The 25,959-nt window shown below is 67.5% G+C and carries 18 protein-coding genes; 10 read left to right on the top strand and 8 right to left on the bottom strand.

Features of this window, described 5'->3' with window-relative positions:
- Window positions 1-43: 43 nt before the first annotated feature.
- Together BLS81_RS13930 and mutS are read right to left on the bottom strand one after the other, a co-directional pair.
- On the bottom strand, window positions 44-826 hold the full coding sequence (locus BLS81_RS13930; RefSeq protein ID WP_093224758.1) for an aspartyl/asparaginyl beta-hydroxylase domain-containing protein: 783 nt from the start codon (window positions 824-826) through the stop codon (window positions 44-46).
- A gap of 96 nt (window positions 827-922) precedes the next feature.
- Complete coding sequence (gene mutS / locus BLS81_RS13925; RefSeq protein ID WP_093224757.1) at window positions 923-3,526, bottom strand: DNA mismatch repair protein MutS; 2,604 nt, start codon at window positions 3,524-3,526, stop codon at window positions 923-925.
- 320 nt (window positions 3,527-3,846) lie between these two features.
- Between mutS and BLS81_RS13920 the strand changes: the two genes are divergently transcribed.
- Window positions 3,847-6,105, top strand: a complete 2,259-nt coding sequence (locus BLS81_RS13920; RefSeq protein ID WP_093224756.1) for an NADP-dependent malic enzyme — start codon at window positions 3,847-3,849, stop codon at window positions 6,103-6,105.
- A 97-nt stretch (window positions 6,106-6,202) separates the two neighbouring features.
- Here BLS81_RS13920 and BLS81_RS13915 read toward each other — a convergent pair whose 3' ends face one another.
- Complete coding sequence (locus tag BLS81_RS13915) at window positions 6,203-6,661, bottom strand: hypothetical protein (protein ID WP_093224754.1); 459 nt, start codon at window positions 6,659-6,661, stop codon at window positions 6,203-6,205.
- Window positions 6,662-6,862: 201 nt separating this feature from the next.
- On the opposite strand from BLS81_RS13915, the gene BLS81_RS13910 reads away from it, so the two are divergent.
- Both BLS81_RS13910 and BLS81_RS13905 read left to right on the top strand, forming a co-directional pair.
- Window positions 6,863-7,414 carry a CHAP domain-containing protein gene (locus BLS81_RS13910; protein WP_093224753.1) on the top strand — a complete coding sequence of 184 codons (552 nt, stop codon included), beginning with the start codon at window positions 6,863-6,865 and terminating at the stop codon, window positions 7,412-7,414.
- 193 nt (window positions 7,415-7,607) lie between these two features.
- Entirely contained in the window at window positions 7,608-8,837 is a 1,230-nt protein-coding gene (locus BLS81_RS13905; protein ID WP_093224752.1) for a dicarboxylate/amino acid:cation symporter, read from the top strand.
- A gap of 101 nt (window positions 8,838-8,938) precedes the next feature.
- Here BLS81_RS13905 and queG read toward each other — a convergent pair whose 3' ends face one another.
- Entirely contained in the window at window positions 8,939-10,084 is a 1,146-nt protein-coding gene (gene queG / locus BLS81_RS13900) for a tRNA epoxyqueuosine(34) reductase QueG (protein ID WP_093224751.1), read from the bottom strand.
- Between the two features lie 127 nt (window positions 10,085-10,211).
- Between queG and BLS81_RS13895 the strand changes: the two genes are divergently transcribed.
- The 4 genes from BLS81_RS13895 (at window position 10,212) to BLS81_RS13880 (ending at window position 14,247) form a co-directional block, all read left to right on the top strand.
- On the top strand, window positions 10,212-11,141 hold the full coding sequence (locus BLS81_RS13895; protein ID WP_093224750.1) for an ABC transporter ATP-binding protein: 930 nt from the start codon (window positions 10,212-10,214) through the stop codon (window positions 11,139-11,141).
- Window positions 11,138-12,397, top strand: a complete 1,260-nt coding sequence (locus BLS81_RS13890) for an ABC transporter permease (RefSeq protein WP_093224748.1) — start codon at window positions 11,138-11,140, stop codon at window positions 12,395-12,397. Before BLS81_RS13895 ends, BLS81_RS13890 begins: the two co-directional genes overlap by 4 nt.
- Window positions 12,398-12,484: 87 nt before the next feature.
- Window positions 12,485-12,970 carry a peptide-methionine (R)-S-oxide reductase MsrB gene (msrB, locus tag BLS81_RS13885; protein ID WP_093224747.1) on the top strand — a complete coding sequence of 162 codons (486 nt, stop codon included), beginning with the start codon at window positions 12,485-12,487 and terminating at the stop codon, window positions 12,968-12,970.
- Between the two features lie 59 nt (window positions 12,971-13,029).
- Complete coding sequence (locus BLS81_RS13880; protein WP_093224745.1) at window positions 13,030-14,247, top strand: UbiH/UbiF/VisC/COQ6 family ubiquinone biosynthesis hydroxylase; 1,218 nt, start codon at window positions 13,030-13,032, stop codon at window positions 14,245-14,247.
- 238 nt (window positions 14,248-14,485) lie between these two features.
- Here the strand turns inward: BLS81_RS13880 and BLS81_RS13875 are convergent, their stop codons facing one another.
- On the bottom strand, window positions 14,486-15,295 hold the full coding sequence (locus tag BLS81_RS13875) for an NYN domain-containing protein (RefSeq protein ID WP_093224744.1): 810 nt from the start codon (window positions 15,293-15,295) through the stop codon (window positions 14,486-14,488).
- Between the two features lie 74 nt (window positions 15,296-15,369).
- Between BLS81_RS13875 and BLS81_RS13870 the strand changes: the two genes are divergently transcribed.
- The gene (locus BLS81_RS13870; protein WP_256326265.1) at window positions 15,370-17,373 is read left to right on the top strand and encodes a TonB-dependent receptor plug domain-containing protein; all 2,004 of its coding nucleotides are present in this window, start codon (window positions 15,370-15,372) and stop codon (window positions 17,371-17,373) included.
- A 27-nt stretch (window positions 17,374-17,400) separates the two neighbouring features.
- Here BLS81_RS13870 and BLS81_RS13865 read toward each other — a convergent pair whose 3' ends face one another.
- Window positions 17,401-17,694 carry a plasmid stabilization protein gene (locus BLS81_RS13865; RefSeq protein ID WP_093224742.1) on the bottom strand — a complete coding sequence of 98 codons (294 nt, stop codon included), beginning with the start codon at window positions 17,692-17,694 and terminating at the stop codon, window positions 17,401-17,403.
- Between the two features lie 51 nt (window positions 17,695-17,745).
- Entirely contained in the window at window positions 17,746-18,894 is a 1,149-nt protein-coding gene (locus BLS81_RS13860; protein WP_093224741.1) for a zinc-binding metallopeptidase family protein, read from the bottom strand.
- Window positions 18,895-19,014: 120 nt separating this feature from the next.
- Between BLS81_RS13860 and BLS81_RS13855 the strand changes: the two genes are divergently transcribed.
- Entirely contained in the window at window positions 19,015-22,362 is a 3,348-nt protein-coding gene (locus BLS81_RS13855; RefSeq protein ID WP_093224739.1) for a transglutaminase family protein, read from the top strand.
- A 101-nt stretch (window positions 22,363-22,463) separates the two neighbouring features.
- Here the strand turns inward: BLS81_RS13855 and BLS81_RS13850 are convergent, their stop codons facing one another.
- Window positions 22,464-23,645: an acetyl-CoA C-acyltransferase gene (locus BLS81_RS13850; protein WP_093225069.1), complete on the bottom strand. Its 1,182-nt coding sequence runs from the start codon at window positions 23,643-23,645 to the stop codon at window positions 22,464-22,466.
- A 153-nt stretch (window positions 23,646-23,798) separates the two neighbouring features.
- Here BLS81_RS13850 and BLS81_RS13845 point away from each other — a divergent pair, with 153 nt between their 5' ends.
- Window positions 23,799-25,808 (top strand): GMC family oxidoreductase N-terminal domain-containing protein, encoded by a 2,010-nt coding sequence (locus tag BLS81_RS13845; protein WP_093224738.1) that lies wholly within the window; start codon window positions 23,799-23,801, stop codon window positions 25,806-25,808.
- Window positions 25,809-25,959 lie beyond the last annotated feature (151 nt).

Below are 25,959 nucleotides of genomic sequence, written 5' to 3'. Positions count from 1 at the left end.
TCGCCCCGTCACGCGCCGATGCCGGGGCACCCGCCGAGCGGGTTTATCGGCCCGGCGCGCCGATGGTCGCGTGTTGCGCTTTTTCGATGTTGCGCACGATATCCTGCACGAAGCGGGAGTGCCGCACACCGAACAGGAAGGCGTTCTGGATCACGTTGGCCACCCCCCGGCAGGGCCGCTTGATCTGGATGAGCAGAATGTAGCGATCCTCGTCGGTGTCGTTCGCGACCTGGTGATTGTAGAGATCGTCGAACAACAGTGACTCGCCCTCGCCCCAGGGAAGGACGTGACGCGCGTCGCCCTCTTCTATGGTCATATAGCACTTCGTGCGTTCGGCCGGCACTTTCAGCCCGAGATGATAGGTCAGCATGCCCTTGGTCATGCCGTGGTGACGCGGGATCTGGCCGCCGGCCTCCAGCACCGAAAAACATGCGGTCACCAGCCCAGGAACCCGCTCGATCAGCGCCGCGGTGACCGGAGCCCGCGCGGCATTGCCGGTCAGACGGTAGCCATAACCCTTGAGGAACAGCGATTTCCAGCGACGGTCTTTGGCGATCCGGCCATGATCGAACGAAATGTCGCCGAGCGAGGGTATTTCCTCGGTCCGGATCGCGATCGCCTCGGCCTGGATTTCGCGCCAATGCGCCTCAAGCTCGGGAATCCAGGCGAAATACGCCTTGTCCATCACCGGTTGGTCGGGAACGAGCGAGCGGCGCATGATGATCGCGTCGATCCGCGGCACCAGTTCCTTGCCGATCTGAAACAGCGATTTGTTGACGAACGGCACCTTCCAGCCGCGCGCATTTACCGTGTCTTTCCAGTTCACTCCACTCTCCATCGAGAGGTATCGCGGGCGAATATCGCGTCGGTTCGTCGCGCTCAAGGGCGCGCGAGGCCGCGTTCGCGGCTCCGACCGATGCGGCTATAGCAGCCCTTTCAGCCGGTAGAGCTGCTCGAGCGCGTCGCGCGGGGTGAGCGCATCGACATCGATCGCGGCAAGCGTGTCGCGCACCGGATCGGCCGGCGGCGTTTCCTCCTCACGCGCGGCGGCGAAGAGCGGGAGGTCGTCGAGTCCGGCCGCGATGCCGCCGGTCTTTGCGCGGCCCGCCTCGAGCTTCGCCAGGACGGCCTTGGCGCGCGCGAGTGTCGCGGGGGACAATCCCGCCAGCCGCGCGACCGCGAGGCCGTAGCTTCGATCCGCCGGCCCCTCGCTGACCTCATGGAGCAGCACCAGATCGCCCTTCCACTCGCGCGCCCGGACGTGGTGGAGGCTCAACGCTTCGCAGCGTTCGGCGAGGCGGGTCAGTTCGTGGTAGTGCGTCGCGAACAGGCAGCGGCAGCGATTGTCCTCGTGGATCGCCTCGACCACCGCCCAGGCGATCGCGAGCCCGTCATAGGTCGAAGTCCCCCGTCCGACTTCGTCGAGGATGACGAAGCTGCGCGGAGTCGCTTGCGCCAGGATCGCGGCGGTCTCGACCATCTCGACCATGAAGGTCGAGCGGCCGCGCGCGAGATTGTCCGATGCTCCGACGCGGCTGAACAATCGGTCGACCAGCCCGAGCGTCGCCGCGTTCGCGGGAACGTAGCTGCCGGCCTGGGCGAGCACGGCGATGAGCGCGTTCTGGCGCAGGAAGGTCGATTTGCCGCCCATGTTCGGGCCGGTGACGAGCCACAATCGCGAGTCTTCGGACAGCTTGCAGTCGTTGGCGACGAAGCGCTCGCCGCGCTTCGCCAGCGCATCCTCGACCACCGGATGACGGCCGCCTTCGACGTCGAAACAGGCATGATCGACCAGCGTCGGCCGCACCCAGCCGCCCTCGCACGCGCGCTCGGCCAAGCCGGCCGAGGCGTCGAGCCGGGCAAGCGCATCGGCGGTGGCGGCGATCGCCTCGCGCCGGTCGAGCGCGGCATGCGTTAGGTCTTCGAGATGCGCCGCCTCCGCCGCGAGCGCGTGCGCTCCGGCCTGCGACACTTTCACCGCGACCTCGTGTAGTTCGGGTGCGTTGAAGCGTACGACGCCCGCGAGCGTCTGGCGGTGGGTGAAACCGCTGTCGGGCGCCATCAGCGCATCCGCCACGCGCGCGGCGACCTCGATATGATAGCCGAGGACGCCGTTATGCTTGATCTTCAGCGCGGCGATGCCGGTACGCGCACGATAATCCGCTTCCAGCGCCGCGATCGCGCGCCGCCCACCGGCGCCGGCGTCGCGCAGATCGTCGAGCGCGGCGTCATAGCCAGGCGCGATATAGCCGCCGTCGGAAGCGTCGATCGGCGGTGACGCCACCAGCGCGCGGGTGAGCAGGTCGATCAGCGCGCCATGGCCGCGCAGCCGGGGGGCCAGATCGGTGAGGAGTTCCATCCCCGTTCGTGCTGAGCCTGTCGAAGGACGAACGGGGGAGAGGAGGTCCTCCAGCTTCTCGCCGAGCCGCCATGCGCCATCCAGACCGTCGCGCAACTGCCCGAGATCGCGCGGCGATCCGCGTCCCGCCGCTAGCCGCCCCAGTGCGCGGCCGATATCGGGGAGCGCGCGCAGTGTGGCGCGCAGCGACTCGCGCAAGCCACCATCTTCGCACAGCAACTGAACGAGATCGAGCCGCGCCTCGATCGCGGCCCGGTCCACCAGCGGCGCGCCGATGTCGGCGGCGAGCGCCCGCGCGCCCGCGCCCGTCACGGTGCGATCGACCGCGTCGAGCAGACTGCCCTTGCGCGACCCCGATGTCGTGGCGGTGAGTTCGAGGCTCTCGCGCGTCGCCGCGTCGATGGCCATCGCCTGTGCGCTCAGGCGCAGCACCGGCGGCCGCAGGAACGGTAGCGCACCCTTGGCATTGTGATCCAGATACGCGACCAGGCCGCCCGCAGCCGCGAGCGCCGCGCGGCTGAACTGGCCGAAGCCATCGAGCGTGGCGACGCCGTAGAGATCGCGCAGCCGGGCCTCGCCACGCGCGCTGTCGAAGCCGGGCTTCGGCCGCAGCGAGGTGGTGACCTCGGCGAAAGCGCTGTCCTCGGCGGCGATCGTCTCGGCGGGGTTCAGTCGCGCGAGCTCGGTGGTCAGGCTCGCGGCGCTCGTTTCGATCAGCTCGAACCGGCCGGTGGAAATATCCGCGGCGGCCAGCGCGACGCCGCCGCCCGCCTCTCCGATCGCGACGCACCAATTGGCCGCGCGCGCATCGAGCAAGGCTTCCTCGGTCAGCGTACCCGCCGTTACCACGCGGATGATCCCGCGCGCGACGAGAGCCTTGGAGCCGCCGCGCTTCTTCGCCTCGGCGGGGGTTTCGGTCTGGTCGGCGATGGCGACGCGGTGGCCGGCCTTGATGAGCCGCGCGAGATACCCTTCGGCCGAATGGACCGGCACGCCGCACATCGGGATCGCCGCGCCGCCATGCTCGCCACGCGCGGTGAGCGCGATGTCGAGACAGGCGGCGGCGATCTTCGCGTCTTCGAAGAACATCTCGAAGAAATCGCCCATCCGATAGAAGAGCAGGCAGTCCTGCGCCTGCGCCTTCAGGGCGAGATATTGCGCCATCATCGGCGTGGGAGCGGAAACGGGATCGGTCACGCGTCCAGCCGATAGAGGCTCGGCGCCAGCGGCTCAATGCCGCTGGTCGAGCGCGATGGACCGCGACGGTTCGCTTATACGCGCCGTGCCCGGTCATCCGCCGCACGTCGATTGCCGTCCGACGACCGCGGTCACGGCTTGCGCGAGGGGCTCTGCGGCGTTTGGGACCGTGGCCGACGCCAAGATCGACCGCACCCGGCAAGACTTTGACACGCGCAAAATGGGATAGTGGCGTTCCCTTTCCCAGAGAGTGACACTAAGGGCTAGACGCTTCTGGAGAAGGCTGCCCAATGTCGAACGAATCGAACGTCCAGTTTTCCGAGCGCGAGGCGCTGCTGTTCCACTCCGAGGGACGCCCCGGCAAGATCGAGATCATCGCCTCCAAGCCGATGGCGACGCAGCGCGATCTCGCGCTCGCCTATTCGCCCGGCGTCGCCGTGCCGGTGTTGGCGATCTCGCAGGATCCGGCGACCGCATATGATTATACCGCCAAGGGCAATCTCGTCGCCGTGATTTCAAATGGTACCGCTATCCTCGGCCTGGGGAATCTCGGCGCGCTTGCCTCGAAGCCGGTGATGGAGGGCAAGGCGGTGCTGTTCAAGCGCTTCGCCGACGTCGATTCGATCGATCTCGAACTCAAGACCGAGGACGTCGATCGCTTCATCGACGCGGTCGAACTGATGGAGCCGAGCTTCGGCGGCATCAACCTCGAGGACATCAAGGCGCCGGAATGCTTCGTGATCGAGCAGACCCTGCGCGAGCGCATGAACATCCCGGTGTTCCATGACGATCAGCACGGCACCGCGATCATCGCCGCCGCCGGCCTCATCAACGCGCTGTTCCTGACCGGCCGCGACATCAAAACCACCAAGATCGTCGTCAATGGCGCGGGCGCCGCCGCGATCGCCTGCGCCGCGCTCATCAAGGCGATGGGGCTGCCCGGCAACAATCTGCTGATGTGCGACCGCACTGGCGTGATCTACCAGGGCCGGGACAATGTGAACCAGTGGCAGTCGGCGCACGCCGCCGTCACCGATCGACGCACGCTCGAGGAAGCGCTCGACGGCGCCGACGTGTTCCTCGGCCTCTCCGCCGCCGGCGCGCTGCCCGCCGAATATCTCGCCAAGATGGCACCCAAGCCGATCATCTTCGCGATGGCCAATCCCGATCCCGAGATCAGCCCGCCCGAGGCGAAGCGGGTGCGCCCCGATGTCATCATCGCGACCGGCCGGTCGGATTATCCGAACCAGGTCAACAACGTACTGGGCTTTCCCTTCATCTTCCGGGGCGCGCTCGATGTGCGCGCGACGACGATCAACGACGAGATGAAGGTCGCCGCCGCGCAGGCGCTCGCCGCGCTCGCGCGCCAGCAGGTCGCCGAGGAGGTCGCGCAGGCATATGGCGTCCAGCACAGCTTCGGCCCCGATTATATCATCCCCGCGCCGTTCGATCCGCGGCTGATGGAGATCGTGCCGGTCGCGGTCGCCAAGGCGGCGATGGATTCGGGCGTCGCCACCAAGCCGATCCTCGATCTCGAAGCCTATCGCCAGAGCCTCAAGGCGCGGCTCAACCCGACCACTTCGGTGCTGACGCTCGCCTATGAGGGCGCCAAGGCGCACCCGAAGCGCGTGCTGTTCGCCGAGGGCGAGGAAGAGACGGTGCTGCGTGCCGCGATCGCGTTCAAGGACGGCGGCTACGGCGTGCCGGTGCTGGTCGGCCGCGACGACGTGCCCGATCGGCTGCGTGCGCTCGGCGTGACCGATCCTTCGACCTATGAACTGCACAACAGCCGCAACTCGCCGCTGGTGCCGCGCATGGTCGATTTCCTCTACGAGCGGCTCCAGCGGCGCGGCTATCTGCGCCGCGATTGCGAACGGATGATAAACCAGGACCGCAACATCTTCGGCGCGGTGCTGCTCCAGCTCGGCGAGGCCGACGCGATGATCACCGGCACGACGCGGACCTATGCGCACACGATGCGCGAAATCCGTCGCGTGATCGATCCGGCGGCGGGACGTACGCCGTTCGGTATTCATCTGATGGTCGGCCAGAGCCACACGGTCTTCCTCGCCGACACCACCGTCAACGAACGGCCGACCGCCGAGGAACTCGCCGATATCGCCGAGGATACCGCGCAGGTCGCCCGCCGCATGGGGCATGAGCCGCGCGTGGCGTTCCTCAGCTATTCGACCTTCGGCAACCCGGGTGGCGCCTTCCTCGACAATATCCGCGACGCGGTGACGGTACTCGACGGGCGGCAGGTGAGCTTCGAATATGAGGGCGAGATGGCGGCGGATGTCGCGCTCAACCCCAAGCAGCTAGCCAATTTCCCGTTCGCGCGCTTGTCGGGTCAGGCCAACGTATTGGTCATGCCAGGGCTGCAATCGGCCAACATCTCCGCCAAGCTGCTGCGCGAGCTCGGCGGCGACGCGGTGATCGGGCCGATGCTCGTCGGCATGGAGAAGAGCGTGCAGATCGCGCCGATGACCTCGACCGCGAGCGAACTGGTGACGCTGGCGGTGCTGGCGGCGGGCGGAATCGCCCGGTAGGTCTTCAGCCGTTCGTGTCGAGCGAGTCGAGACACCTTGCGTTACGCGCGGGAGTTGTCCCTCGACTTCGCTCGGGACGAACGGTGAGCTTCGAAACTTACCCGGCCCGTGCCCGCACGAAGGCCGACGACACCCAGCCCGAGCGACACGGCCCGGCATAACCTCGTGGCGCTGAGACCGGCGCGGCGACGCCGCAATCGGCCGGGGTTCCGCCCGCCGGCGGCACCACCACGCCCTGCCAGCGCTGATCGAGTGAGTGTGAGCACAGCAGGAGCGGCGCGCCGTTTTCAAGCCGCCCGATCTCGCTCGCCTCTGCGAACGGCGCGGCGCGGATCGGCAGGTAGGGCTGGTCTTGTGGCGAAAGATTGACGACCGTTCCCGCCGCCGCGCACGCGGCGAAGCCGGGGCCGCCCTCGCCGATCCGAACCGGCTGTACGCCGGGCGAAAGCTGGGCTTCTTGCTCGCCGGCGTTGTAGATTGCGTCGGCGTCGCCACTCCCGCCACGCGGGGAACAGGCGAGCGAGAGCAGGCAAAGAGCCAGAGCGGCGCGTTTCATGGCGATGATTCTACAGCGTCCGCAGCGTTATGGCGAGCGCAGACGCCCGCCGTTCGCGCCGAAGCACGGTGCCGTGGGGCAGTTATCGTCGCTGAAACACGCTTCATCGGAAAAGGTTCCATTCGTCGGCGTGGCCGGGTTTTCATCGCGTCCGCGACCTGCTCAATAGGCTCAACGAAGCCAAAGACCTTGGGGGGTCGCATGAATTTCAAGTCGTTTGCAGCGCGTTCCGCGCTGGTGTTGTCTTGCGCCCTGACGGCAACGGCTCCTGCGGCCGCCCAGTTTTGGCAGTGCGCCCCCTATGCCCGCACCATCTCCGGCATCCAGATTCGCGGTAATGCCAACACTTGGTGGGGTCAGGCCGCCGGTCGCTATGACCGTGGCCGCGCGCCGAAGGTCGGCGCGGTGCTCGCCTTCGCCTCGACGGGGCACATGCGGCTCGGCCACGTCGCAATGGTGAGCGCGGTGGTGAACGACCGCGAAGTGCTGCTCACCCATGCCAACTGGTCGCGCCGTGGCCGCATCGAGACCAATGTTCGTGCGATCGATGTCTCGGCGAACGGCGACTGGAGCATGGTCAAGGTCTGGTACGGCCCGCAGCACGATCTCGGCTCCACCGCCTATCCGACCAAGGGCTTCATCTACTCCGACCACGCCGGCAATGCCGATGCCGAGCCGGCCACCGACACCCCCGCCCCCAAGATGACCCTGGCGAGCGTTCAGACCGGCGCGTACGAGACCGCGAGCTTTTAAGCGCCTCCTCATTGGCGGGCGGCGCGGGACTGCGGCTCCTGATTCCTGATACGGCTGATTCCTGATACGGCGCAACGCCCGGGCGCCGGCTGCTTGATGCTCCGGTCCGGAGACCTCGCACCCTCCGAAATCCACAATCCGCTTGCCATTTTAGCGCGTTCCCCGTTCGTTGAGCGCTAACGGGGGAACAGGCATGTCACAGCCAACACGCATTTTGCTGGCGCTCGTAAGCGGGCTGCTGATCGGCATCGCGCTCGTCGCGATCGATTCCAGGCTCGCATTGGCGATCACCGGCTTCACGCAGCCGATCGGCCTTGCCTGGCTGCATGGCTTGCAGATGGTGATCGTGCCGCTGATCATCGGTTTGCTCGTGACCGGTGTCGGTGCGGCCGCCGATGCCGCGCGGGCGGGCAAGCTCGCCTTGCGCGCGGTGCTGACGATGATCGTCATCCTGTGGTCGACGACGGTGATGTCGGCGATCGCGACGCCGCTGCTGCTCGATGTGTGGCCACTCCCTGCGCATTGGTCGGCGGCGCTGCGGCAGGCGCTAACCGGCGCGCAACCGGTTGGCACCGTGCCGACGCTCGGCGCGTTCTTCGAGACGATCGTCCCGTCGAACGTCGTGAGCGCGGCGGCGGGCGATTCGTTCCTGCCGCTCACCGTGTTCGCGCTCGCGCTCGCCTTCGCGATCACCCAGCTCGCGCCGGAACCGCGCGCGATGCTGACCCGCTGGTTCCAGGCGATCACCGATGCGTTGCTCATCATCATCGCCTGGGTGCTCAGGCTCGCGCCGATCGGCGTCGGCGCGCTTGCTTATGGGGTGGGTGCGCGGACGGGGGCGGCGGCGTTCGGCGCGCTGCTGCACTATATCGTCATCGTCTCGGCGATCGGCTTCGTCGTTCTGCTGTCGGCCTATCCGGTCGCGGCGGTGTTCGGCCGCGTCTCGGTGCTGCGGTTCGCGCGCGCGGCGGCACCCGCGCAGGCGGTGGCGATCTCGACGCAATCCTCGCTCGCCACACTGCCGACGATGCTGGCGGCGAGCGAATCGCTCGGAGCGGCGCCCGCTGCGGCGGGGATCGTGCTTCCGCTCGCGGTCGCGGTGTTCCGTGCGACCAGCCCGGCGATGAACCTCGCGGTGGCGCTCTACATCGCACATTGGCTGGGCGTCGCGATCGGGCCGGGCGCGCTCGCGGCGGGCGTGTGTACGGCGGCGATCACGACGATGGGTTCGGTCAGCCTGCCCGGCACGATCAGCTATATCGCCTCGGTCGCGCCGGTCGCGTTCGCGATGGGCGTGCCGATCGAGGCGCTCGGGCTGCTGATCGCCGTCGAGACGATCCCCGACCTGTTCCGCACCGTCGGCAACGTGACGATGGACATCGCGATCACGGTCGGGCTGGGCCGGGCGCGGGCGACCGGATGATCTCGCGTAAGAGCCGTCTACGATCGCGCGGCTCCTCCAAGAGCCGTTCGTCCTTCGACTTCGCTCAGCACGAACGGAAAGGGGTGATCGCGCGGCGCCGGTCAGGGAGCGAGCGCGGCCCATTCGGCGTAAACGTCGGCATCCGTTTCGGCTGACATCCGGAGCGTGCGCGCTGCCGCCGCTTGGTCAGGAGCAAGCCGCCCGAGCGCCCACACCGCAGCACCGCGCACCACAGGCGCGGGATCATCGAGCAGCCTCGCGACCGGCGCAATCAACGCCGCCACGCCGCTGTTGCCCGCTGCGATAAGGCAGTTGCGCACCATCCGGTCCCGCCCGATCCGCTTGATCGGCGATCCCGCGAAAACGGTGCGGAAATCCGCGTCGTCGAGCGCGAGCAGATCGGCGAGCTCCGGCGCGGCAAGTTCCGCGCGCGGCAGGAAGGCGCGGTTGGCGGCGGCGGCGGTTGCGAACTTGTTCCACGGGCATACCGCGAGGCAATCGTCGCAACCATAGATGCGGTTGCCGATTCCCGCGCGAAGCGCGCGCGGGATTGGCCCCGCATGTTCGATCGTCAGATACGAAATGCACCGCCTGGCATCGAGCCGGTAGGGCGCGGGGAAGGCGTCGGTCGGGCAGGCGCGCTGGCAGGCGTCGCACGATCCGCAAGTGTCGCGCCCGCCCGCATCCGCTTCCAGATCGAGCGTTGTGTAGATGGCGCCGAGGAACAGCCAACTCCCGGCCTCGCGGCTGACGATATTGGTGTGTTTGCCCTGCCAGCCCAGCCCGGCGGCTTCGGCGAGGGGCTTCTCCATCACCGGCGCGGTATCGACGAACACTTTCACATCCGCGCCGGGCGCCTCCGCCACCAGCCACCGCGCCAGTGCCTTCAGCGCGCGTTTGACGACATCGTGATAATCACCGCCCTGTGCATAGACCGAGATGCGGCCGATGTCCCCGACATGGGCCAGCGCGAGCGGATCGGCGGCGGGCGCGTAGCTCATGCCGAGCGCGACCACGCTGCGGACCGCCGGCCACAAGGCCGCAGGGCTTTCGCGCTGTGCCGCGCGCTCGGCCATCCATAGCATGTCGCCATGCATGCCTTGTGCGAGCCATTGGCGCAGTCGCTCGCCCGCACGCGGGGTCGCATCGGCGGACGCGACTCCGCAGGCGACGAAGCCGAGCTCCGCCGCCTTGGCCTTGAGCCGCGCGGCAACCGATTGGCCCGCCAGCGGGTTGTGTTCGTTCATCAATGCCCGCTACCACGGCGGCGCGGCGCCATCACCCCTCCCGTTCGTGTCGAGCGAAGTCGAGACACCTGCTGGACGCTCGGTTGCGCCCCGTCCTCGGCATCGCTCGGGACGAACGGAGGTAGGTTTGACGAACGCGTTTGCCATCCATGCGACAGGGCTGGTCAAGAACTTCGGCGGAAAGCGTGTGGTCGATGGCGTCGACGTCGCCGTGCCGCGCGGCGCGATCTACGGCGTGCTCGGGCCAAACGGCGCGGGCAAGACCACGACGTTGCGCATGCTGCTCGGCATCATAGAGCCCGACGGCGGGCATCGCACGCTGCTCGGCCACACCCACCCGCGCGACGCGAGCGACCGGGTCGGCTATCTCCCCGAGGAGCGCGGCCTGTATCCGGGAATGCGCGCCAGGGATGCGATCGCGTTCATGGGCGCCTTGCGCGGCCTCGATCTGAAGGCCGGGCGCAAGCGTGCCGTCACGCTGATGGAAGGCGCGGGCCTCGGCCATGCCGCCGACACCAGGATCCGCAAGCTGTCGAAGGGCATGGCGCAGTTCGTCCAATTGCTCGGCTCGGTTGTCCACCAACCCGAACTGCTCGTGCTCGACGAGCCTTTCTCCGGGCTGGACCCGGTCAATCAGGAGCGGCTCGAAACGCTGATCCTCGCCGAGCGCGATCGTGGCGCGACGATCGTCATGTCGACCCACGTCATGGCGCACGCCGAGCGGCTTTGCGACCGGCTGACCATCATCGCCGGCGGCAGGCATCGTTTCGAAGGCACCGTCGCCGAGGCACGCGGATTGCTGCCGATGCGCGCCCATTACGTACCCGACCGCGACGAGCCCGGCCTGGCCGCCTACCTCCCGGACGGTGCGGTGCATCAGCGCGATGGCTGGCACTTTCCGGTGCCGGATGGCGGCGTCGAGGCGGCGCTACGCCGGCTGATCGACGGGGGTCACGGCATCGCCGGACTCTCGATCGAGCGACCGGGGCTGCATGACGCCTTCGTCCGCATCGTCGGCGCCAGTGCGCTCGACGCGACGCAGGAGATTTCGGCATGAGCGTCAGGTCCAACCGCATCGTCCGCCAGACGCTGACGATCGCGCGCCGCGATTTCGTCGCGACCGTGTTCACGCCGACCTTCCTGCTGTTCCTGCTCTCGCCGATCATCATGCTGTCGTTCGGACTGGTCGGCGCAGGGGGCGCGACGTCGATGGCGACCAACGCCGCCGACAAGGCGCAAATCGTCGCGATCGTCGCGCCCGAGCGGCAGGCGGCGATGCGCGCCACGGATGCGCGGCTGCGCAAATTGTTCGGCCGTTCCGATCAGCCCCCGGTGCTGACGTTCGAGACGCCCGGCACCACGCCCGCCACGCAAGCGCGTGCGGTGTTCGCCGGCGCGGGGCCGGACACCACCGCCGCGCTTTATGGCGATCTCGCGGCTCCCACGATCCTCTACGGCGCGCAGGGGCGCGGCGATTCGCGCTATCTCGCCGAACTCTCCGAGGGAACGCTGCGCGCCGCGGCGAGCGGCGCGCGCCCGCTCTCAGCGGCCACCTTCACCCCCATCGCACGCGAACGCGCCTCGTCGGGCGGACACAGCCAGGCGGCGTTCTTCAGCGTGTTCGGTATCTTTTTCCTGTCGCTGCTGCTGTCCGGCCAAGCGGTCGGCACGATGGCCGAGGAGCGTAACAACAAGGTGATCGAAATCCTCGCCGCCGCGGTGCCGCTGGAGGCGGTGTTCTTCGGCAAGTTACTCGGCATGTTCGGCTCGGCGGTGTTGTTCGTCGGCTTCTGGGGCACGCTCGCCAGCCAGCTCACCGCGATCCTGCCGGCGAGCATGGCGGGCGGCCTGGGCGAGATCGGTCCGGCGATCGGCCTGCCGCTCTTCGTGCCATTGTTCTTCGCCTATTTCGCCATGGCCTACATGCTGCTCGGCGCGGTGTTCCTCGGGGTCGGCGCGCAGGCGACCACGCCGCGCGAGCTTCAGATGCTGTCGCTGCCGATCACGATCGTCCAGGTGCTGATGTTCAGCCTGGCGCTGCGCGCGGCCGGCGGCGCGGACAATTGGGTGACGCGCTTCGCCGAGATTTTTCCGTTCAGCTCGCCGTTCGCGATGGCGGCACATGCGGCCAACTTCCCGCACGTGTGGCCGCATCTGCTCGCGCTGGCGTGGCAGGCGCTGTGGGTGGGAATCGCGATCACGATCGGTGCGCGCGCGTTTCGGCGTGGCGTGCTGCAATCGGGGAGCGGGAGCTGGTTCAAGCGTCGTGTCGCAACGGTGGGCGAGGCGCTCAGCGGAACGCCCACGCCCTGATCGCCGCTCGCTGGTGCGCGGCGCGCATCCGTGCATTCGCGCCCCGCGTACCTATATGCTTTCCATCCTTCGAAAAGGTTCTCTGGAATGCACGATCGCAGACAGTTCCTGACGCTCTCCGCCTCGGGCGCGGGAGCGTTCCTGTTGTTCGGGTGCCGTGGCGCCGCCGCCGCCCCGCCCGAGCATTTCGAGATCGCCCTGTCGGACGCTCAGTGGAAGGCGAAGCTCTCCCCCGCCGCCTATACCGTGCTGCGCCATGAAGGCACCGAACGCCCCTTCACCAGCCCGCTCAACGAAGAGCATCGCAAGGGCGTGTTCGCCTGCGCCGGCTGCGCGCTGCCGGCGTTTTCGTCCAGGACCAAGTTCGACAGCGGCACCGGCTGGCCGAGCTTCTGGGCGCCGCTGCCGAATGCGGTGCGGACCCGCAACGACGCATCGCTCGGCATGTCGCGCACCGAGGTGCATTGCCGCCGCTGCGGCGGGCATCTCGGCCATGTCTTCGACGACGGGCCGCCGCCGACCGGCAAGCGCTATTGCATGAACGGCGTCGCGCTCAGGTTCACGCCCGCCTGAGCGGTGTGGCGCGCGTTCAGGGTTTGGCACCGGCCTTCAGGAACGCTAGAGCGAACGGCATGAACCGAGCGGACGTAATCATTCTGGGTGGCGGGCTGGTCGGCAGCGCGCTCGCCGTGGCGCTGTCGGCGCACAAGCTGAGCGCGATCGTGATCGACATCGCCGATCCCGACGTGATCCTCGCCGCCGGTTTCGACGGGCGCGCCTCGGCGATCGCCAGCGCGCCGACCCGTCTGCTCGGTGCGATCGGCGTGCTCGACCGGCTCGACGGAATGGGGTGCCCCATCGAGGGCATCCGCGTCAGCGACGGTCTCGCCCCGGGCAAGCTCGATTTCGCACCCGAACCCGGCGAGGGCGCGCTCGGCACGATGTTCGAGAACCGCCTGCTGCGCCGCGCCCTCTATGAGGCGGCGCGGGCGGCGGACGGGGTCGAGGTGCGAATGAAGACCCGCGCGGTCGCCACCACGCGCGACGCGAACGGCGTCTCGGTCACCTTGTCGTCGGGCGAAGTCATTAGCGCACCGCTGCTGATCGCGGCCGAGGGGCGCGCGTCGCCGACGCGCGAAGCGGCTGGCCTCAAGGTCGCACGCTGGCAGTACGATCACGCGGCGATCGTCACCTCGCTCCACCACGAACATCCTCACGAGAATATCGCGTTCGAAATCTTCTACCCGCAGGGCCCGTTCGCGATCCTGCCGCTCAACGACGACGATCAGGGCCATCGCTCCGCGATCGTCTGGTCGGTGAAACGCCACGAGGCGCCGGGCATGATCAAACTGTCCGAGCGTGGCTTCCTCGCCGAATGCGACAAGAAGATGGGTGGGTTCCTCGGCAAGCTCGGGCCGCTAGGTCAGCGGCAGAGCTATCCGCTCGGCTTCCACCATGCCGCGACGATCACCGCCGAGCGGCTCGCGCTCGTGGGAGACGCCGCCCACGGCATCCACCCGATCGCCGGGCAGGGTGTCAACGTTGGCTTCCGCGATGTGGCGACGTTGGTCGAGGTGCTGGTCGAGGCGAAGCGCACCGGACTCGATCTCGGTGACCGGCAGGTGCTGACGCGCTACGAACGCTGGCGCAGTCTCGATACGTTCATGGTCGCGGCGGCGACCGACGGGCTGACGCACCTGTTCGGCATTCCGGGCAAGGCCGCGAACGCTGTGCGTCGCTTCGGCCTGTCGGCGGTCGACCGGCTGCCGCCGCTCAAGAATCGCTTCATGGCCGAGGCCCGCGGCGAGAGCGGCGATGTGCCCAAGCTGTTGCAAGGGATGACGGTTTGAGGGCTATAGCGCCGTTTCTCACGCATTGATCCGTCATCCCGGACTGTTCCGGGATCCACGGTCCCGCGAGACCCGCCGCGGATCGATGTGCGGAACGGTGGATGCCGGAACACGTCCGGCATGACGTATGAGTGCTGCCGATCCGCCGGACATACCTCAACCGTTCGTGTCGAGCGAAGTCGAGACACCTGCGCCTGGGGTACGTCCCTCGACTTCGCTCGGGACGAACGGGGTTGGGTTATAGCGCCGGCTTGGGCGTCCGGTCCGCGTTGCGCTTGTCGGCGACATAGGTCTGGCCGTTGTCGCCCTTGACGATCTCGAACGCGCCGGTCGCCTCGAACAAGGCTGGGAAGTTCTTCACGCCATAGTTGCGCGGGTCGATCGGCGCCTGGCGTTTGGCGGTGCTGCCAGCCGCCGACATCGACGCCCAGCCATCGTCCCAGGCGGACGCCTCGACCGCGCCGCGCAGCAGCGCGATCAGTTTGGCGTCCTGGGTCAGCGATTTGGCCGTAGCGGCAGGTTTGTCGGCGGCTTTCTTGTTCGCCTTGGGCTTGGCGGCCGGTTCGGCGGCCGCGTCCTTCGCCGCGCCGCCATCGAGGCTGTCGAGATACAGGAAGGTGGTGCAGGCATTGACGAACGGCGACGGGGTCTTGCGTTCACCGAACCCGTACACATCGTGACCATTGGCCTTCAACTGCATCACCAGCGGCGTGAAATCGGCGTCGCTCGATGCGATGCAAAATGCGTCCGGCTTCTGCGTGTAGAGCAATTCCATCGCATCGATGACGAGCGCGATGTCGGTCGCGTTCTTGCCGGCCGAATAGCTGAACTGCTGGATTGGCCGAATCGCGAATTCGTGGAGCTTGTCGCGCCAGCCCTTGAGGCCGGCGCTGCCCCAGTCGCCATAGGCGCGTCGGATGTTGGCGGTGCCGTATTTCGACAGTTCCGCCAGCATCGCCGCGATGTTGCTGTGCGATACGTTGTCGGCATCGATCAGCAGCGCGATGCGGCGATCCGGGGCCGGCGCGGCGGGTTGGTCTTTTTCCAAGCGAATTCCTTTTGTTGACCGAAGTGCGGCGGGTGGCCAAGCATTCCGGCATGATGGCGGCGTACACTATCACGATGCCCCGCGCGATGCGCGTGCCGATGCTGCTCGCGGGGCTTCTGAGCGCAGCGAACGCACACGCCCAGGCCGTCGATCCGGCGACCGGCGATATCGTCGTGCTCGGGCGCGGGCTCGATCTGCCGCCGGGCACCCCGGCTTACGGCTCGATGACGATCGACCGCGCGCGGCTGACCAACGACGCATCCGGCCGGGTCGAGGACGTGCTGCTCGATGTCGCGGGTTTTCAGCAGTTCCGCCGCTCCGACAGTCGTTCGGCCAATCCGTCCGCGCAAGGCGCGACGCTGCGCGCGCTTGGCGGCAACGCGTCGAGCCGGACTTTGGTGCTGCTCGACGGCGTGCCGATCGCCGACCCGTTCTTCGGCTACATCCCGTTCAATGCCGTTGTCAACGCCCGTCTTGGCGGCATCCGCGTGACGCGCGGCGGCGGATCGGGGCCGTTCGGTGCGGGGGCGGTGGCGGGCACGATCGAGATGACGAGCGCCAGCCGCGCCGATCTGCCGCCCGTCTCGGGGGAGGCGCTGTACGGCAGCCGCAACGCGCAGGCGCTCAGTGCCACCATCGCGCCCACGGTCGGCAGCGGCTTCGTCGCCCTATCCGGCCAGTTCGATCGCGGCGACGGCTTCCAGACCACGCCTGCCGATCAGCGGACCGTCGCCAGCGTGCCAGCGCGCTACCGTGACTGGTCGGCGGGGTTGCGCGCGGTCGCGCCGCTCGGGCCGGACAGCGAGGTTCAGTTTCGCGGGCTCGTGTTCGGCGACAATCGCACGCTGCGCTTCGCCGGCGCCGATTCGGCTTCGAGCGGCGAGGACGCCAGCGTACGGCTGATCTCGCGCGGGGTCTGGCAGGTCGATGTGCTTGCCTATGTGCAGGCCCGCAACTTCGCGAACAAGGTCATCAGTTCGTCCACCTTCAAGCTCACGCTCGACCAGCGCAACACACCTTCGACCGGTATCGGCGGCAAGATCGAATTGCGTCCACCGGTCGGCGCGGATCACGTGCTGCGTGTCGGCGGCGACTTTCGCCTCGCGGACGGGCAATTGTTCGAAGATGCCTACGGCGCGACCGGCCTCGTCACCGCGCGGCGCAACGCCGGCGGCGACACGCGTGTCGCCGGACTATTCATCGAGGATGACTGGACGCTCGGGCGGCTAGTGTTGACCGGCGGGGTGCGCGCCGATCACTGGACGATCACCAACGGGCGCTTTCGCCAGCGCGATGCCGCCGGCCTGCTCACCACCGACACGATCTTCCCCGATCGCGACGGTACCGAGGCGACGGGGCGTGCGGGGGCATTGTTCACGCTCGGCGCTGTGGATCTGCGGCTGGCCGGCTATACCGGCTTCCGGCTGCCGACGCTCAATGAGCTGTACCGGCCTTTCACCGTGTTCCCGGTGACGACGCAGGCCAATGCCAATCTATCGCCCGAGCGATTGCGCGGAGTCGAGGGCGGTATCGACGCGCGTCCGCTGCCGGGCATGACGGTGAGCCTGACCGGCTTCTACAACCGGCTCGGCGACGCGATCGCCAACCTGACGATATCGCCCACGCTTCGGCGACGCGGCAACGTCAACGCGGTCGTCGCCAAAGGTGTCGAGGCGAGCTTCGACTGGCGGCGTGGCGCGATCGACCTATCAGCGAGCTATGCGTTCAGCGATAGCGCGGTCGATGCGCCCGGTATGGCGTTCGATGGCTTGGTCCCGGCCCAGAGCCCACGACACACCGCGAGCGCGACACTGGCGTGGCGGCCGCGTTCGGCGTGGCTCGCCTCGCTCACCGCGCGCTATGTCGGCAAGCAATATGAGGATGATCTCCAGACCGACGTGCTGCGCGCGGCGACCACCGTTGACGCTTTCGCCAAGCTACCCGTGCGCAAGGGCCTCGCGGTAATAGCGCGCGCGGAAAACCTGCTCGACGCGACGGTGGTGACGCGCAACCAGGCGGGATCGATGGACTTAGGAACGCCGCGTACCTTGTGGATCGGCGTGCGGTTCGGAAGATAAATTCCGTACCCCGTTAGTGCGACAGCCTCAGCCGCCGACGTTCTTGCGCCGTGTCACCCAGCCCTTGCGCGCCGCCGCCGAGCGTTGTTCGGCCGAACCGGATGCGTGCGCCTTGCCGCCGCGCGATGACGAGACATGCGTGTCGGGCTTGCCGCGCCCCGAGCCGGATTTGTTGCCGCCGCCCGATTCCTTGTTCACCGTCGCCCAGGCGCGCGCCTCCGCTTCCTTCCTGGGAACGCCGCGATCCTCATAACTTTCCTCGATATGCTCGGCCTTGCGCTTCTGCTTGTCGGTATAAGCGTCCTTGTCTCCGCGCGGCATGGCACTCTCCTTCACCCGACAAAACGCGCGAATGCCGCGGCCGTTTCCGCGTCAGCCCGCGCCCAGTTCGACACCTTGCCCGAGCGTCGCCGCCAGCGCCCTGATGTCGCTCGCTTCGGCTTCGCCCGGCGCCCAGCGGCCGGCGTAGAAGGCGACCAGCCGGTTGACGAAATCGAGCTTCAGGACCACCCCCGGCGACAGCCGGAACGGGTAGAGATCGGGCTGGCCCATGCTGCGGTTGATCTCGTTGATCGCGAACGCGAACGGAATCCAGTGGGCAGTCAGCGTCGCGGTGTCGGCGCTGTAGGGATCGAAGTCGATCACGCTGTCGGGCGTGCCCGGCGCTGCCGCGGGCATCGGATCGAGCCGGGTGCCGAACTCGCCGATCGTCGCGAGCGTATCGACAATGTGCGAATGGTGCGCGAAGGTTTCGGCGAAATCCTCCCACGGGTGCATCGTCGCGTAGGCCGAGACATAATGGTCCTCCCAGCCGGGGCGGGGTGGATTGGTGTAATGCGCCTGCAGCGCCGCCTGATAATCGGCGCGCTCGTCGCCGAACAGCGCGCGGAACGGGATGAGGTCCGGCCCGAATTCGATCAGCCGCGACCATACATAATGGCCGATTTCGTGCCGGAAATGCCCGACCAGGGTTCGGTACGGCTCACCCATCTGGCGGCGGATGCGTTCGCGTTGCGCATCGTCGGCTTCGACCAGGTTGAGCGTGATGAGGCCGTTTTCATGGCCGGTGAAATGCCGGGGCGCATAACCTTGCTCCGCGGAAGGATCGTAGAGGAAATCGAAGGCGAGGCCGTGGATGTTCTGCGCCTTGGTTTCCAGTTTGAGCCCGAGACGCATCAGCCCATGCAGCACGCGGCGCTTGGCGTCCTCGATCCGGGTCCAGCGTTCGAGCACGCCGGGCACGCCGAGGTCCGGGATCGTGCGGTTGTGCCGGCAGGCGAGGCACATCGATTGGGGGTCGCCACGATCGACCACCCAGTTGCACACGCCGTACCGCGTGTTCGCGCACGGCTGCACCATCGCGGCCGCGCCGCTCGCGTCCTGCCACGCGCCATCGGCGACGTCGAGGTGAAGGAAGCGGTTGGCGACGGGCGCGAAGCCGAGCGGATGCGCGCAACTCGGGCAGACGCGCGATTCGAAATGGAGACGCTGCCGGCAATTGGGGCAGGTATATGCGGCCACTCGCAGTCTCCGATTGGGATTGTTCCCGCTCAACGCGACCCGGCGACGCGAGTTTCGCTTCAGGAAAGCTTTTCAAGATTTTGGTTGCATAGCAGCAACGCATGCCGTCTGTTTGGTCTCATGCTCAAAGCCGGTCTTCACCATCTCACCGCCTATAAGTACAGCCGCCCGATCCGGCTCGGGCCGCAGGTGATCCGGCTGCGCCCGGCGCCCCACAGCCGCACCAAGGTGCCGAATTATGCGTTGAAGATCGAGCCGGCCGGCCATTTCCTCAACTGGCAGCAGGATCCGCACGCCAATTGGCTCGCGCGAATCGTATTTCCCGATCCGGTCGATCATTTCACGATCGAGGTCGATCTGCTCGCCGATCTCGACGTCATCAATCCGTTCGACTTCTTCGTCGAGGATTATGCCGAAAACTACCCGTTTCACTATGACGATGCGCTGAGGATCGATCTCGCCGCCTATTTCGACCTCGAACCGCAAGGGCCGCTGTTCGAAGCACTGGTGGCGCAGCACGCCCAGCACCGCGGCCGGACGATCGACTTCCTCGTCGATATCAATGCGAAGCTCCAGGAGCGGATCGGCTACATCATCCGCATGGAGAGCGGCGTGCAGACGCCGGAGGAATCGCTCGAGATCGGCCAGGGTTCGTGCCGTGACAGCGCGTGGTTGCTGGTGCAGTTGCTGCGCCGGCTCGGTTTCGCGGCGCGCTTCGTGTCGGGGTATTCGATCCAACTCGTCGCCGATGTCGAACCGGTCGAAGGGCCGAAGGGAGTCGCCCAAGACGTGGTCGATCTGCATGCCTGGGCCGAGGTGTATATCCCGGGCGCCGGCTGGATCGGTCTCGATGCGACGTCCGGGATGTTCGCTGGCGAAGGGCACATCCCGCTCTGCGCGACGCCGCACTACCGGTCAGCCGCACCGATCAGCGGCATGGCCGAGCCTGCGGAGGTCGACTTCCATTTCGAGATGAGCGTGTCGCGCATCGCCGAAGCGGTACGGATCACGCGGCCGTTCACCGATGATCGCTGGGCGGCGCTCGATGCCCTGGGGCACCGCGTCGATGCCGATCTCGTGACGCAGGACGTCCGCCTCACGATCGGCGGCGAACCCACCTTCGTCGCGGCGAACGGCGGTTCGGCGCCGGAATGGAACGGCGATGCGGTCGGTCCCACCAAGGCGGCTTATGCCGACACGCTGATCCGGGATTTGCGCGCCCGGTTCGCGCCCGGTGGGCTGCTCCATCACGGTCAGGGCAAATGGTATCCTGGCGAGACGCTGCCGCGCTGGGCTTATGCCGCGTATTGGCGTGATGACGGCGTTCCGATCTGGCGCGATGCCGGGCTGATCGCCGAGGAGGACGGCACCGGCAAGCCGGCCGTGACGGCCGAGACGGCCGAACGCTTCCTCGATCTGCTCGCCTCCGGGCTGGGACTGCCCCAAGGTCACGTCGTGCCGGCCTATGAAGATCCGCTCGCCTGGTCGCTCAAGGAAGCCGAACTGCCGGTCAACACCTCGCCTGACGACCCCAAGATCGACGATCCGGAAGCGCGCAGCCGCATGGTGCGCGCGTTCGAGCGCGGGCTCTCCACGCCGATCGGCTATGTGCTGCCGGTGCAGAAATGGCAGAGCAAGGTGGAGCGGGGGTGGCTGACCGAGCAATGGAAGCTGCGGCGCGGCAAGCTCTATACGGTGCCGGGCGACAGCGCGCTCGGCTATCGCCTGCCGCTCGGCTCTTTGCCTTATGTGCCGCCGTCCGAATATCCTTACATCAACCCGCGCGACACCAGCGAGCCGCGCGAGCCTCTGCCCGATTTCCGCACCCAGCGCCCCGCGATGGCGCGCGAGGCGGCGCCCGCCACCGAACAGCGGATCACGCAGCGTGCGCCGATCTCGGGCGCGCAGCCGCAGGAGCGCGTCGAGCAGGAGATCGTCGCCGGCGCCGTCCGTACCGCCGTCACCGCGGAACCGCGCGGACATTTCCTGTCGGTCTTCATGCCGCCGGTGCGCGCGATCGACGACTATCTCGAGCTGATTGCCGAGATCGAGGCGGCGGCGGCCACGCTCGGCGTGCCCGTGCGGATCGAAGGCTATGCGCCGCCCCCCGACCCGCGCCTCAAAGTGCTCAAGGTCACGCCCGACCCCGGTGTGGTGGAGGTCAACGTCCACCCCGCGGCAAGTTGGGCCGAGACCAGTGCGATCACCGAGACGCTGTACGACATTGCCCGCAAAGCCGGCATGACCGCCGACAAGTTCATGCTCGACGGTCGTGCGATCGGCACCGGCGGCGGAAATCACATCGTGTTGGGTGGGCCGTCGCTGTACGATTCGCCGTTCGTGCGCAGGCCCGATCTGCTCAAGAGCTTCGTGCTCTATTGGCAGCGCCACCCTGCGCTCAGCTATCTGTTCTCGGGGATGTTCATCGGCCCGACCAGCCAGGCCCCGCGTATCGACGAGGCGCGGCATGACGGTCTCTACGAGCTGGAGATCGCGCTCGCGCAGGTGCCGGGGCCGGTCGCGGGGGAGCAGCCGCCGGCGTGGATCGTCGATCGGCTGTTTCGCAACCTGCTCGTCGATGTGACCGGCAACACGCACCGTACCGAAATCTGCATCGACAAGTTCTTCTCGCCCGACGGCCCGACCGGACGACTCGGCCTCGTCGAGTTTCGCGCGTTCGAGATGCCGCCAGACGCGCGGATGAGCCTGGCCCAGCAACTGCTGCTACGCGCGCTGACCGCGTGGTTCTGGCGCGAGCCGCAGCATGGCCAACTCACCCGTTGGGGCACCGCGCTGCACGACCGCTTCATGCTGCCGCATTTCGTGTGGGCGGATCTGCTCGACGTGCTCGGGGATCTCGGCCGCGCGGGCTATCCGTTCGATCCGGCGTGGTTCGAGGCGCAGCGGCAGTTCCGCTTCCCGATCCACGGCACGATCGACGCCGGTGGCGTCAGCCTCGAGATCTCGCATGCGCTCGAACCGTGGCATGTCCTGGGCGAAACGGGTGCGATCGGCGGTACGGTGCGGTATGTCGATAGCTCGACCGAGCGCTTGCAGGTGCGGGCGAGCAATCTCACCGCCGGGCGGCACGTGCTGACCTGCAACGGTCGCCGCATCCCGATGGTGCCGACCGGCGTGCCGGGCGAGGTGGTCGGCGGCGTGCGCTACAAGGCATGGGCGCCGGCCGACTGCCTGCACCCGCGCTTGCCCGTCAACGCGCCGTTGACGTTCGACGTGCTGGATACGTGGAGCCAGCGCTCGCTCGGCGGGTGCGTCTATCATGTCGCGCATCCCGGCGGGCGCAATTACGACGAAGTGCCGGTCAACGGCTTCGAGGCGGAGGCGCGCCGCAAGGCGCGGTTCCAGGATTATGGGCACACCCCCGGTCCAGTCCCGGTGCCGCCGGAGGAACCTCCAGGCGAGTTCCCGCTCACGCTCGATCTAAGGCGACCGGCGAACCTGCGCTGATTCCATCGCCGCCCCAGCGCAGGCGGGGGCCGCCGCATCGTTTGGCGAGCCGGGCGCCACGTCATATGCCGGCCCCGGCCTGCGCCGAGGCGACGCTCAGGTCACACCCGTTCCAGTGCCACAGCGGTCGCCTCGCCGCCGCCGATACACAGGCTCGCCACGCCCTTCTTCAGCCCGCGCGCCTCGAGCGCACCGAGCAACGTCGCCATGATCCGCGCGCCCGATGCGCCGATCGGGTGGCCGAGCGCGGTCGCACCGCCGTTGACGTTGAGCTTCTCGGCGGGAATCGCGAGTTCGCGTGCGGCGATCATCGCCACGACCGCGAACGCCTCGTTGACCTCGAACAGATCGACCTCGTCCGCGTTCCAACCCGCCTTGGCGAGCACCTTGCGGATCGCCGGTACCGGCGCGCTGGTGAATTTCGCGGGCTCCTGCGCGTGCGCGGCCGTGGCGACGACCCGCGCGATCACGGGCAGTCCGAGCTTTTCGGCGACGCTCTGCCGCGTCATCACCAGCGCGGCCGCGCCGTCCGAGATCGACGAAGCGTTGGCCGCCGTCACCGTGCCGTCCTTGACGAACGCCGGCTTGAGCGCCGGGATCTTTTCGGGCTTGGCCTTGCCGGGCTGCTCGTCGATGTCGATCACGGTGTCACCGCCACGCCCCTTGACGGTGACGGGCGTGATTTCGCGGTCGAACGCGCCGCCCGCGATCGCATCCTGCGCGCGAGCGAGCGAGCGCAGCGCATAGTCGTCCTGATGGGCGCGGGTGAGCTGATATTCGCGCGCGGCATCCTCGGCGAACACCCCCATCGGGGTACCCGGCTGATAGGCATCCTCCAGTCCGTCGAGCATCATGCTGTCGTACATCGCATCATGGCCGATCCGCGCCCCGCCGCGATGCTTGGTCAACAGGTACGGCGCGTTGGTCATGCTCTCCATGCCGCCCGCCACCGCGATGTCGACCGAGCCGGCGGCCAGCGCGTCATAGGCCATGATCGCCGCCTGCATGCCCGATCCGCACATCTTGTTGACCGTCGTCGCCTCGACCGAAACGGGCAGGCCCGCGCCGATCGCTGCCTGCCGCGCCGGCGCTTGCCCGAGGCCAGCCGGCAGCACGCACCCCATGTAGATGCGTTCGATCGCGTCGGGCGCCACGCCGGCGCGCGCGACCGCCGCAGCGACTGCGATCGACCCCAATTCGGTCGCCTTGAGCGGGCTGAGCGCGCCCTGGAAGCCGCCCATCGGCGTGCGGGCATAGCTGGCGATGACGACGGGATCGGTCATGAACATCTCTCTCGAAGGATCGGGCGCGCTGATGGGCGTGCTCCTGTTGCGCGCGAGATAGGGGATCCGACGGCGGTTTGCGATAGCGCGATGTCGCGATCGTAACCGCCGGGACATCATGCTATGGAAGCGTGATGATCGCGGGGGGGCGTCATGAAGAAACCGTTCAATGTCTTGCAGGCGAGTATCCTCAAAGCGCTGACCAAGGCGCTGTTCCACAAGGTCGAAATGGCGATCACGCCCGGTCAGGTGGTGGCCAATCTACAACATCAATTTGGTTTGATGGAGGGCGGGAAGCCTCGCGAGATCGGGCTCACGTTGTATCTTGTCTGTCTCGCCCTCGGCGGTCCGCTTTTCCTGTTGCTCGGGCCGGGCTGGGGGGCTCGCAAGATCGCGCGGCGGCTCGAGCGATCACAGAATGATCTGATGCAGGATCTCGCGCGCATCCGTGGCGTCATCTACGCGGGCTATTACGGCCACTGGCAGGGCGCCTCGCAGACGAACGAGCAAGGGCAGATCGACAACGCAGACAACCCGGTGCTTGCGCAGATCGGCTTCACGCTCCCGTATTTCCGCGAACGCGGCGCGGGCGAGATGCCGATCACGCATTACGACAAGCGCGACCTGAGCCATGCCGACCTGGTCGACCACGCGAACGTGCCCGAGGAAGTCGATGTCATCGTGATCGGCTCGGGCGCCGGTGGCGCGGTCGCCGCCGCCAATCTCGCGCGGCAGGGGCACGACGTGCTGATCGTCGAGGCGGGCGCTTTATGGGCGTCGCGCGATCTCAGCCACGAAGAACGTCGGATGACCTCGCGGCTGTTCATCGACGGCGGGCTGCAGTCGAGCCGCGACCATGATGTGATCGTGTTCCAGGGGCGCTGTGTCGGCGGCTCGACCGTCATCAACAATGGCATCTGCTTGCCGGTCAACCGCGACGGCCTGACGCATCCGCAAGCCGACGACGTGTTTGAACGGTGGGCGAGCCTCGGTGCGCCGGTCGATCGCGCGCGCTTCCACGCCGCTTATGATGCGATCACCGAGCGACTCTCGATCCAGCCGATCGCGCACCGCGCCGGGCGGAACAACGGCCCGCATCTGCTCAGGGGCTGGGCGGCCTATGCGGCGGAGAGCGCCGATCCGATCGACAAGGCGGCGCCGGCGGTGTGGTTCAGCAAGAATTTCGGGCCACCCAATGGCCCGGCCGAATGCGCCTATTGTGGCTATTGCAACACCGGCTGCCCCTATGGCCGCAAACAAGGCATGGCGCAGTCATTCTTGCTCGATGCACGCGCGCAAGGCGCCCGCATCCTCGCCGAAGCCAAGGCCGAGGCGATCCTGTGGCGCGACGACCGGCAGGATGGCCGTCATGTCGCCGACGGGGTGACCGTCACGCTCGCCGGCGGCGATGAGCGCGTGGTCCGCGCGCGCAAGGGCGTGGTGGTGGCGGGCGGCGCGATGGCATCGAGCCGGCTGCTCCAGGCGAGCGGCATCGGCCAGGCGGGCACCGGCCTGTCGTTCAACATGGCCTGCCCGGTGGTCGCGCTGATGCCGAACGCGGTGAGGAGCTGGGACGAGGACCAGATGGCCACCTATGTCGATGCGCGCGATTTCCTGCTCGAATCGCACTTCCAGCCGCCGATGAGCATGTCGACGCTGATGCCCGGCTGGATCGGCGATCATGCGCAGCGGATGCGCAATTACGATCGGCTCGCCTCGGCGGGCGTGTTGATTCCGGTCGATCGGCAGGGTTCGCTGATCGACGGCGCATTGCATCTCAAGCTGCGCGCGGATGTGGAACTGCCCAACCTACGTCGCGCGCTCGCGACGCTGTCCCGTGTCCATTTCGCGGCCGGCGCGCTGGAAGTCTATCCTGCGCTCGCGCGCGGTACGACGCTCCGGCGCGACGAGGACATCGATGCGTTCTTCGAGCGGTACGTGCGTGAGGCGGACGACGTGACGCTTTCCACCTCGCACCCGCATGGCGGCAACGCGCGCGGCACCGATCCCGCGACAAGCGTGGTCGATCTCGATTGCCGCGTCCACGGCGTCGCCAACGTGCTCGTTACCGATGCCAGCACCTTCACCAGTTGCATTCGCGTCAACGCCCAGATGACGACGATGGCGATGGCGTACTACGCGACCGAGCATGATCCATTTTGATCCGGCCGAACTTTCGGTCCGATCGTACCTCGCATTGCAACATTTTCCCTTCACCGCGCATTCTGCTACGCGCGTGGAACGACCTCGCCGAAATCCTGTCTGGAGAATCCCCGATGCCGTCTTCGACGCCGATCACGCCTGTCATCTTGTC

It is taken from the genome of Sphingomonas sp. NFR15 (assembly GCF_900103265.1).
Classification (GTDB): domain Bacteria; phylum Pseudomonadota; class Alphaproteobacteria; order Sphingomonadales; family Sphingomonadaceae; genus Sphingomonas; species Sphingomonas pollutisoli.
The sequence above is the reverse complement of the archived record's forward strand: the minus strand, read 5'-3'. Positions and strand labels throughout refer to the sequence as shown.

Coding starts and splice junctions, on each gene's coding strand:
- BLS81_RS13920 (WP_093224756.1), top strand. CDS start 3,847: ATGTCGAACGAATCGAACGTCCAGTTTTCCGAGCGCGAGGCGCTGCTG.
- BLS81_RS13845 (WP_093224738.1), top strand. CDS start 23,799: ATGAAGAAACCGTTCAATGTCTTGCAGGCGAGTATCCTCAAAGCGCTG.
- BLS81_RS13910 (WP_093224753.1), top strand. CDS start 6,863: ATGAATTTCAAGTCGTTTGCAGCGCGTTCCGCGCTGGTGTTGTCTTGC.
- BLS81_RS13915 (WP_093224754.1), bottom strand. CDS start 6,661: ATGAAACGCGCCGCTCTGGCTCTTTGCCTGCTCTCGCTCGCCTGTTCC.
- msrB (WP_093224747.1), top strand. CDS start 12,485: ATGCACGATCGCAGACAGTTCCTGACGCTCTCCGCCTCGGGCGCGGGA.
- BLS81_RS13850 (WP_093225069.1), bottom strand. CDS start 23,645: ATGACCGATCCCGTCGTCATCGCCAGCTATGCCCGCACGCCGATGGGC.
- BLS81_RS13905 (WP_093224752.1), top strand. CDS start 7,608: ATGTCACAGCCAACACGCATTTTGCTGGCGCTCGTAAGCGGGCTGCTG.
- BLS81_RS13865 (WP_093224742.1), bottom strand. CDS start 17,694: ATGCCGCGCGGAGACAAGGACGCTTATACCGACAAGCAGAAGCGCAAG.
- BLS81_RS13880 (WP_093224745.1), top strand. CDS start 13,030: ATGAACCGAGCGGACGTAATCATTCTGGGTGGCGGGCTGGTCGGCAGC.
- BLS81_RS13855 (WP_093224739.1), top strand. CDS start 19,015: ATGCTCAAAGCCGGTCTTCACCATCTCACCGCCTATAAGTACAGCCGC.
- queG (WP_093224751.1), bottom strand. CDS start 10,084: ATGAACGAACACAACCCGCTGGCGGGCCAATCGGTTGCCGCGCGGCTC.
- BLS81_RS13890 (WP_093224748.1), top strand. CDS start 11,138: ATGAGCGTCAGGTCCAACCGCATCGTCCGCCAGACGCTGACGATCGCG.
- mutS (WP_093224757.1), bottom strand. CDS start 3,526: ATGATGGCGCAATATCTCGCCCTGAAGGCGCAGGCGCAGGACTGCCTG.
- BLS81_RS13870 (WP_256326265.1), top strand. CDS start 15,370: ATGCCCCGCGCGATGCGCGTGCCGATGCTGCTCGCGGGGCTTCTGAGC.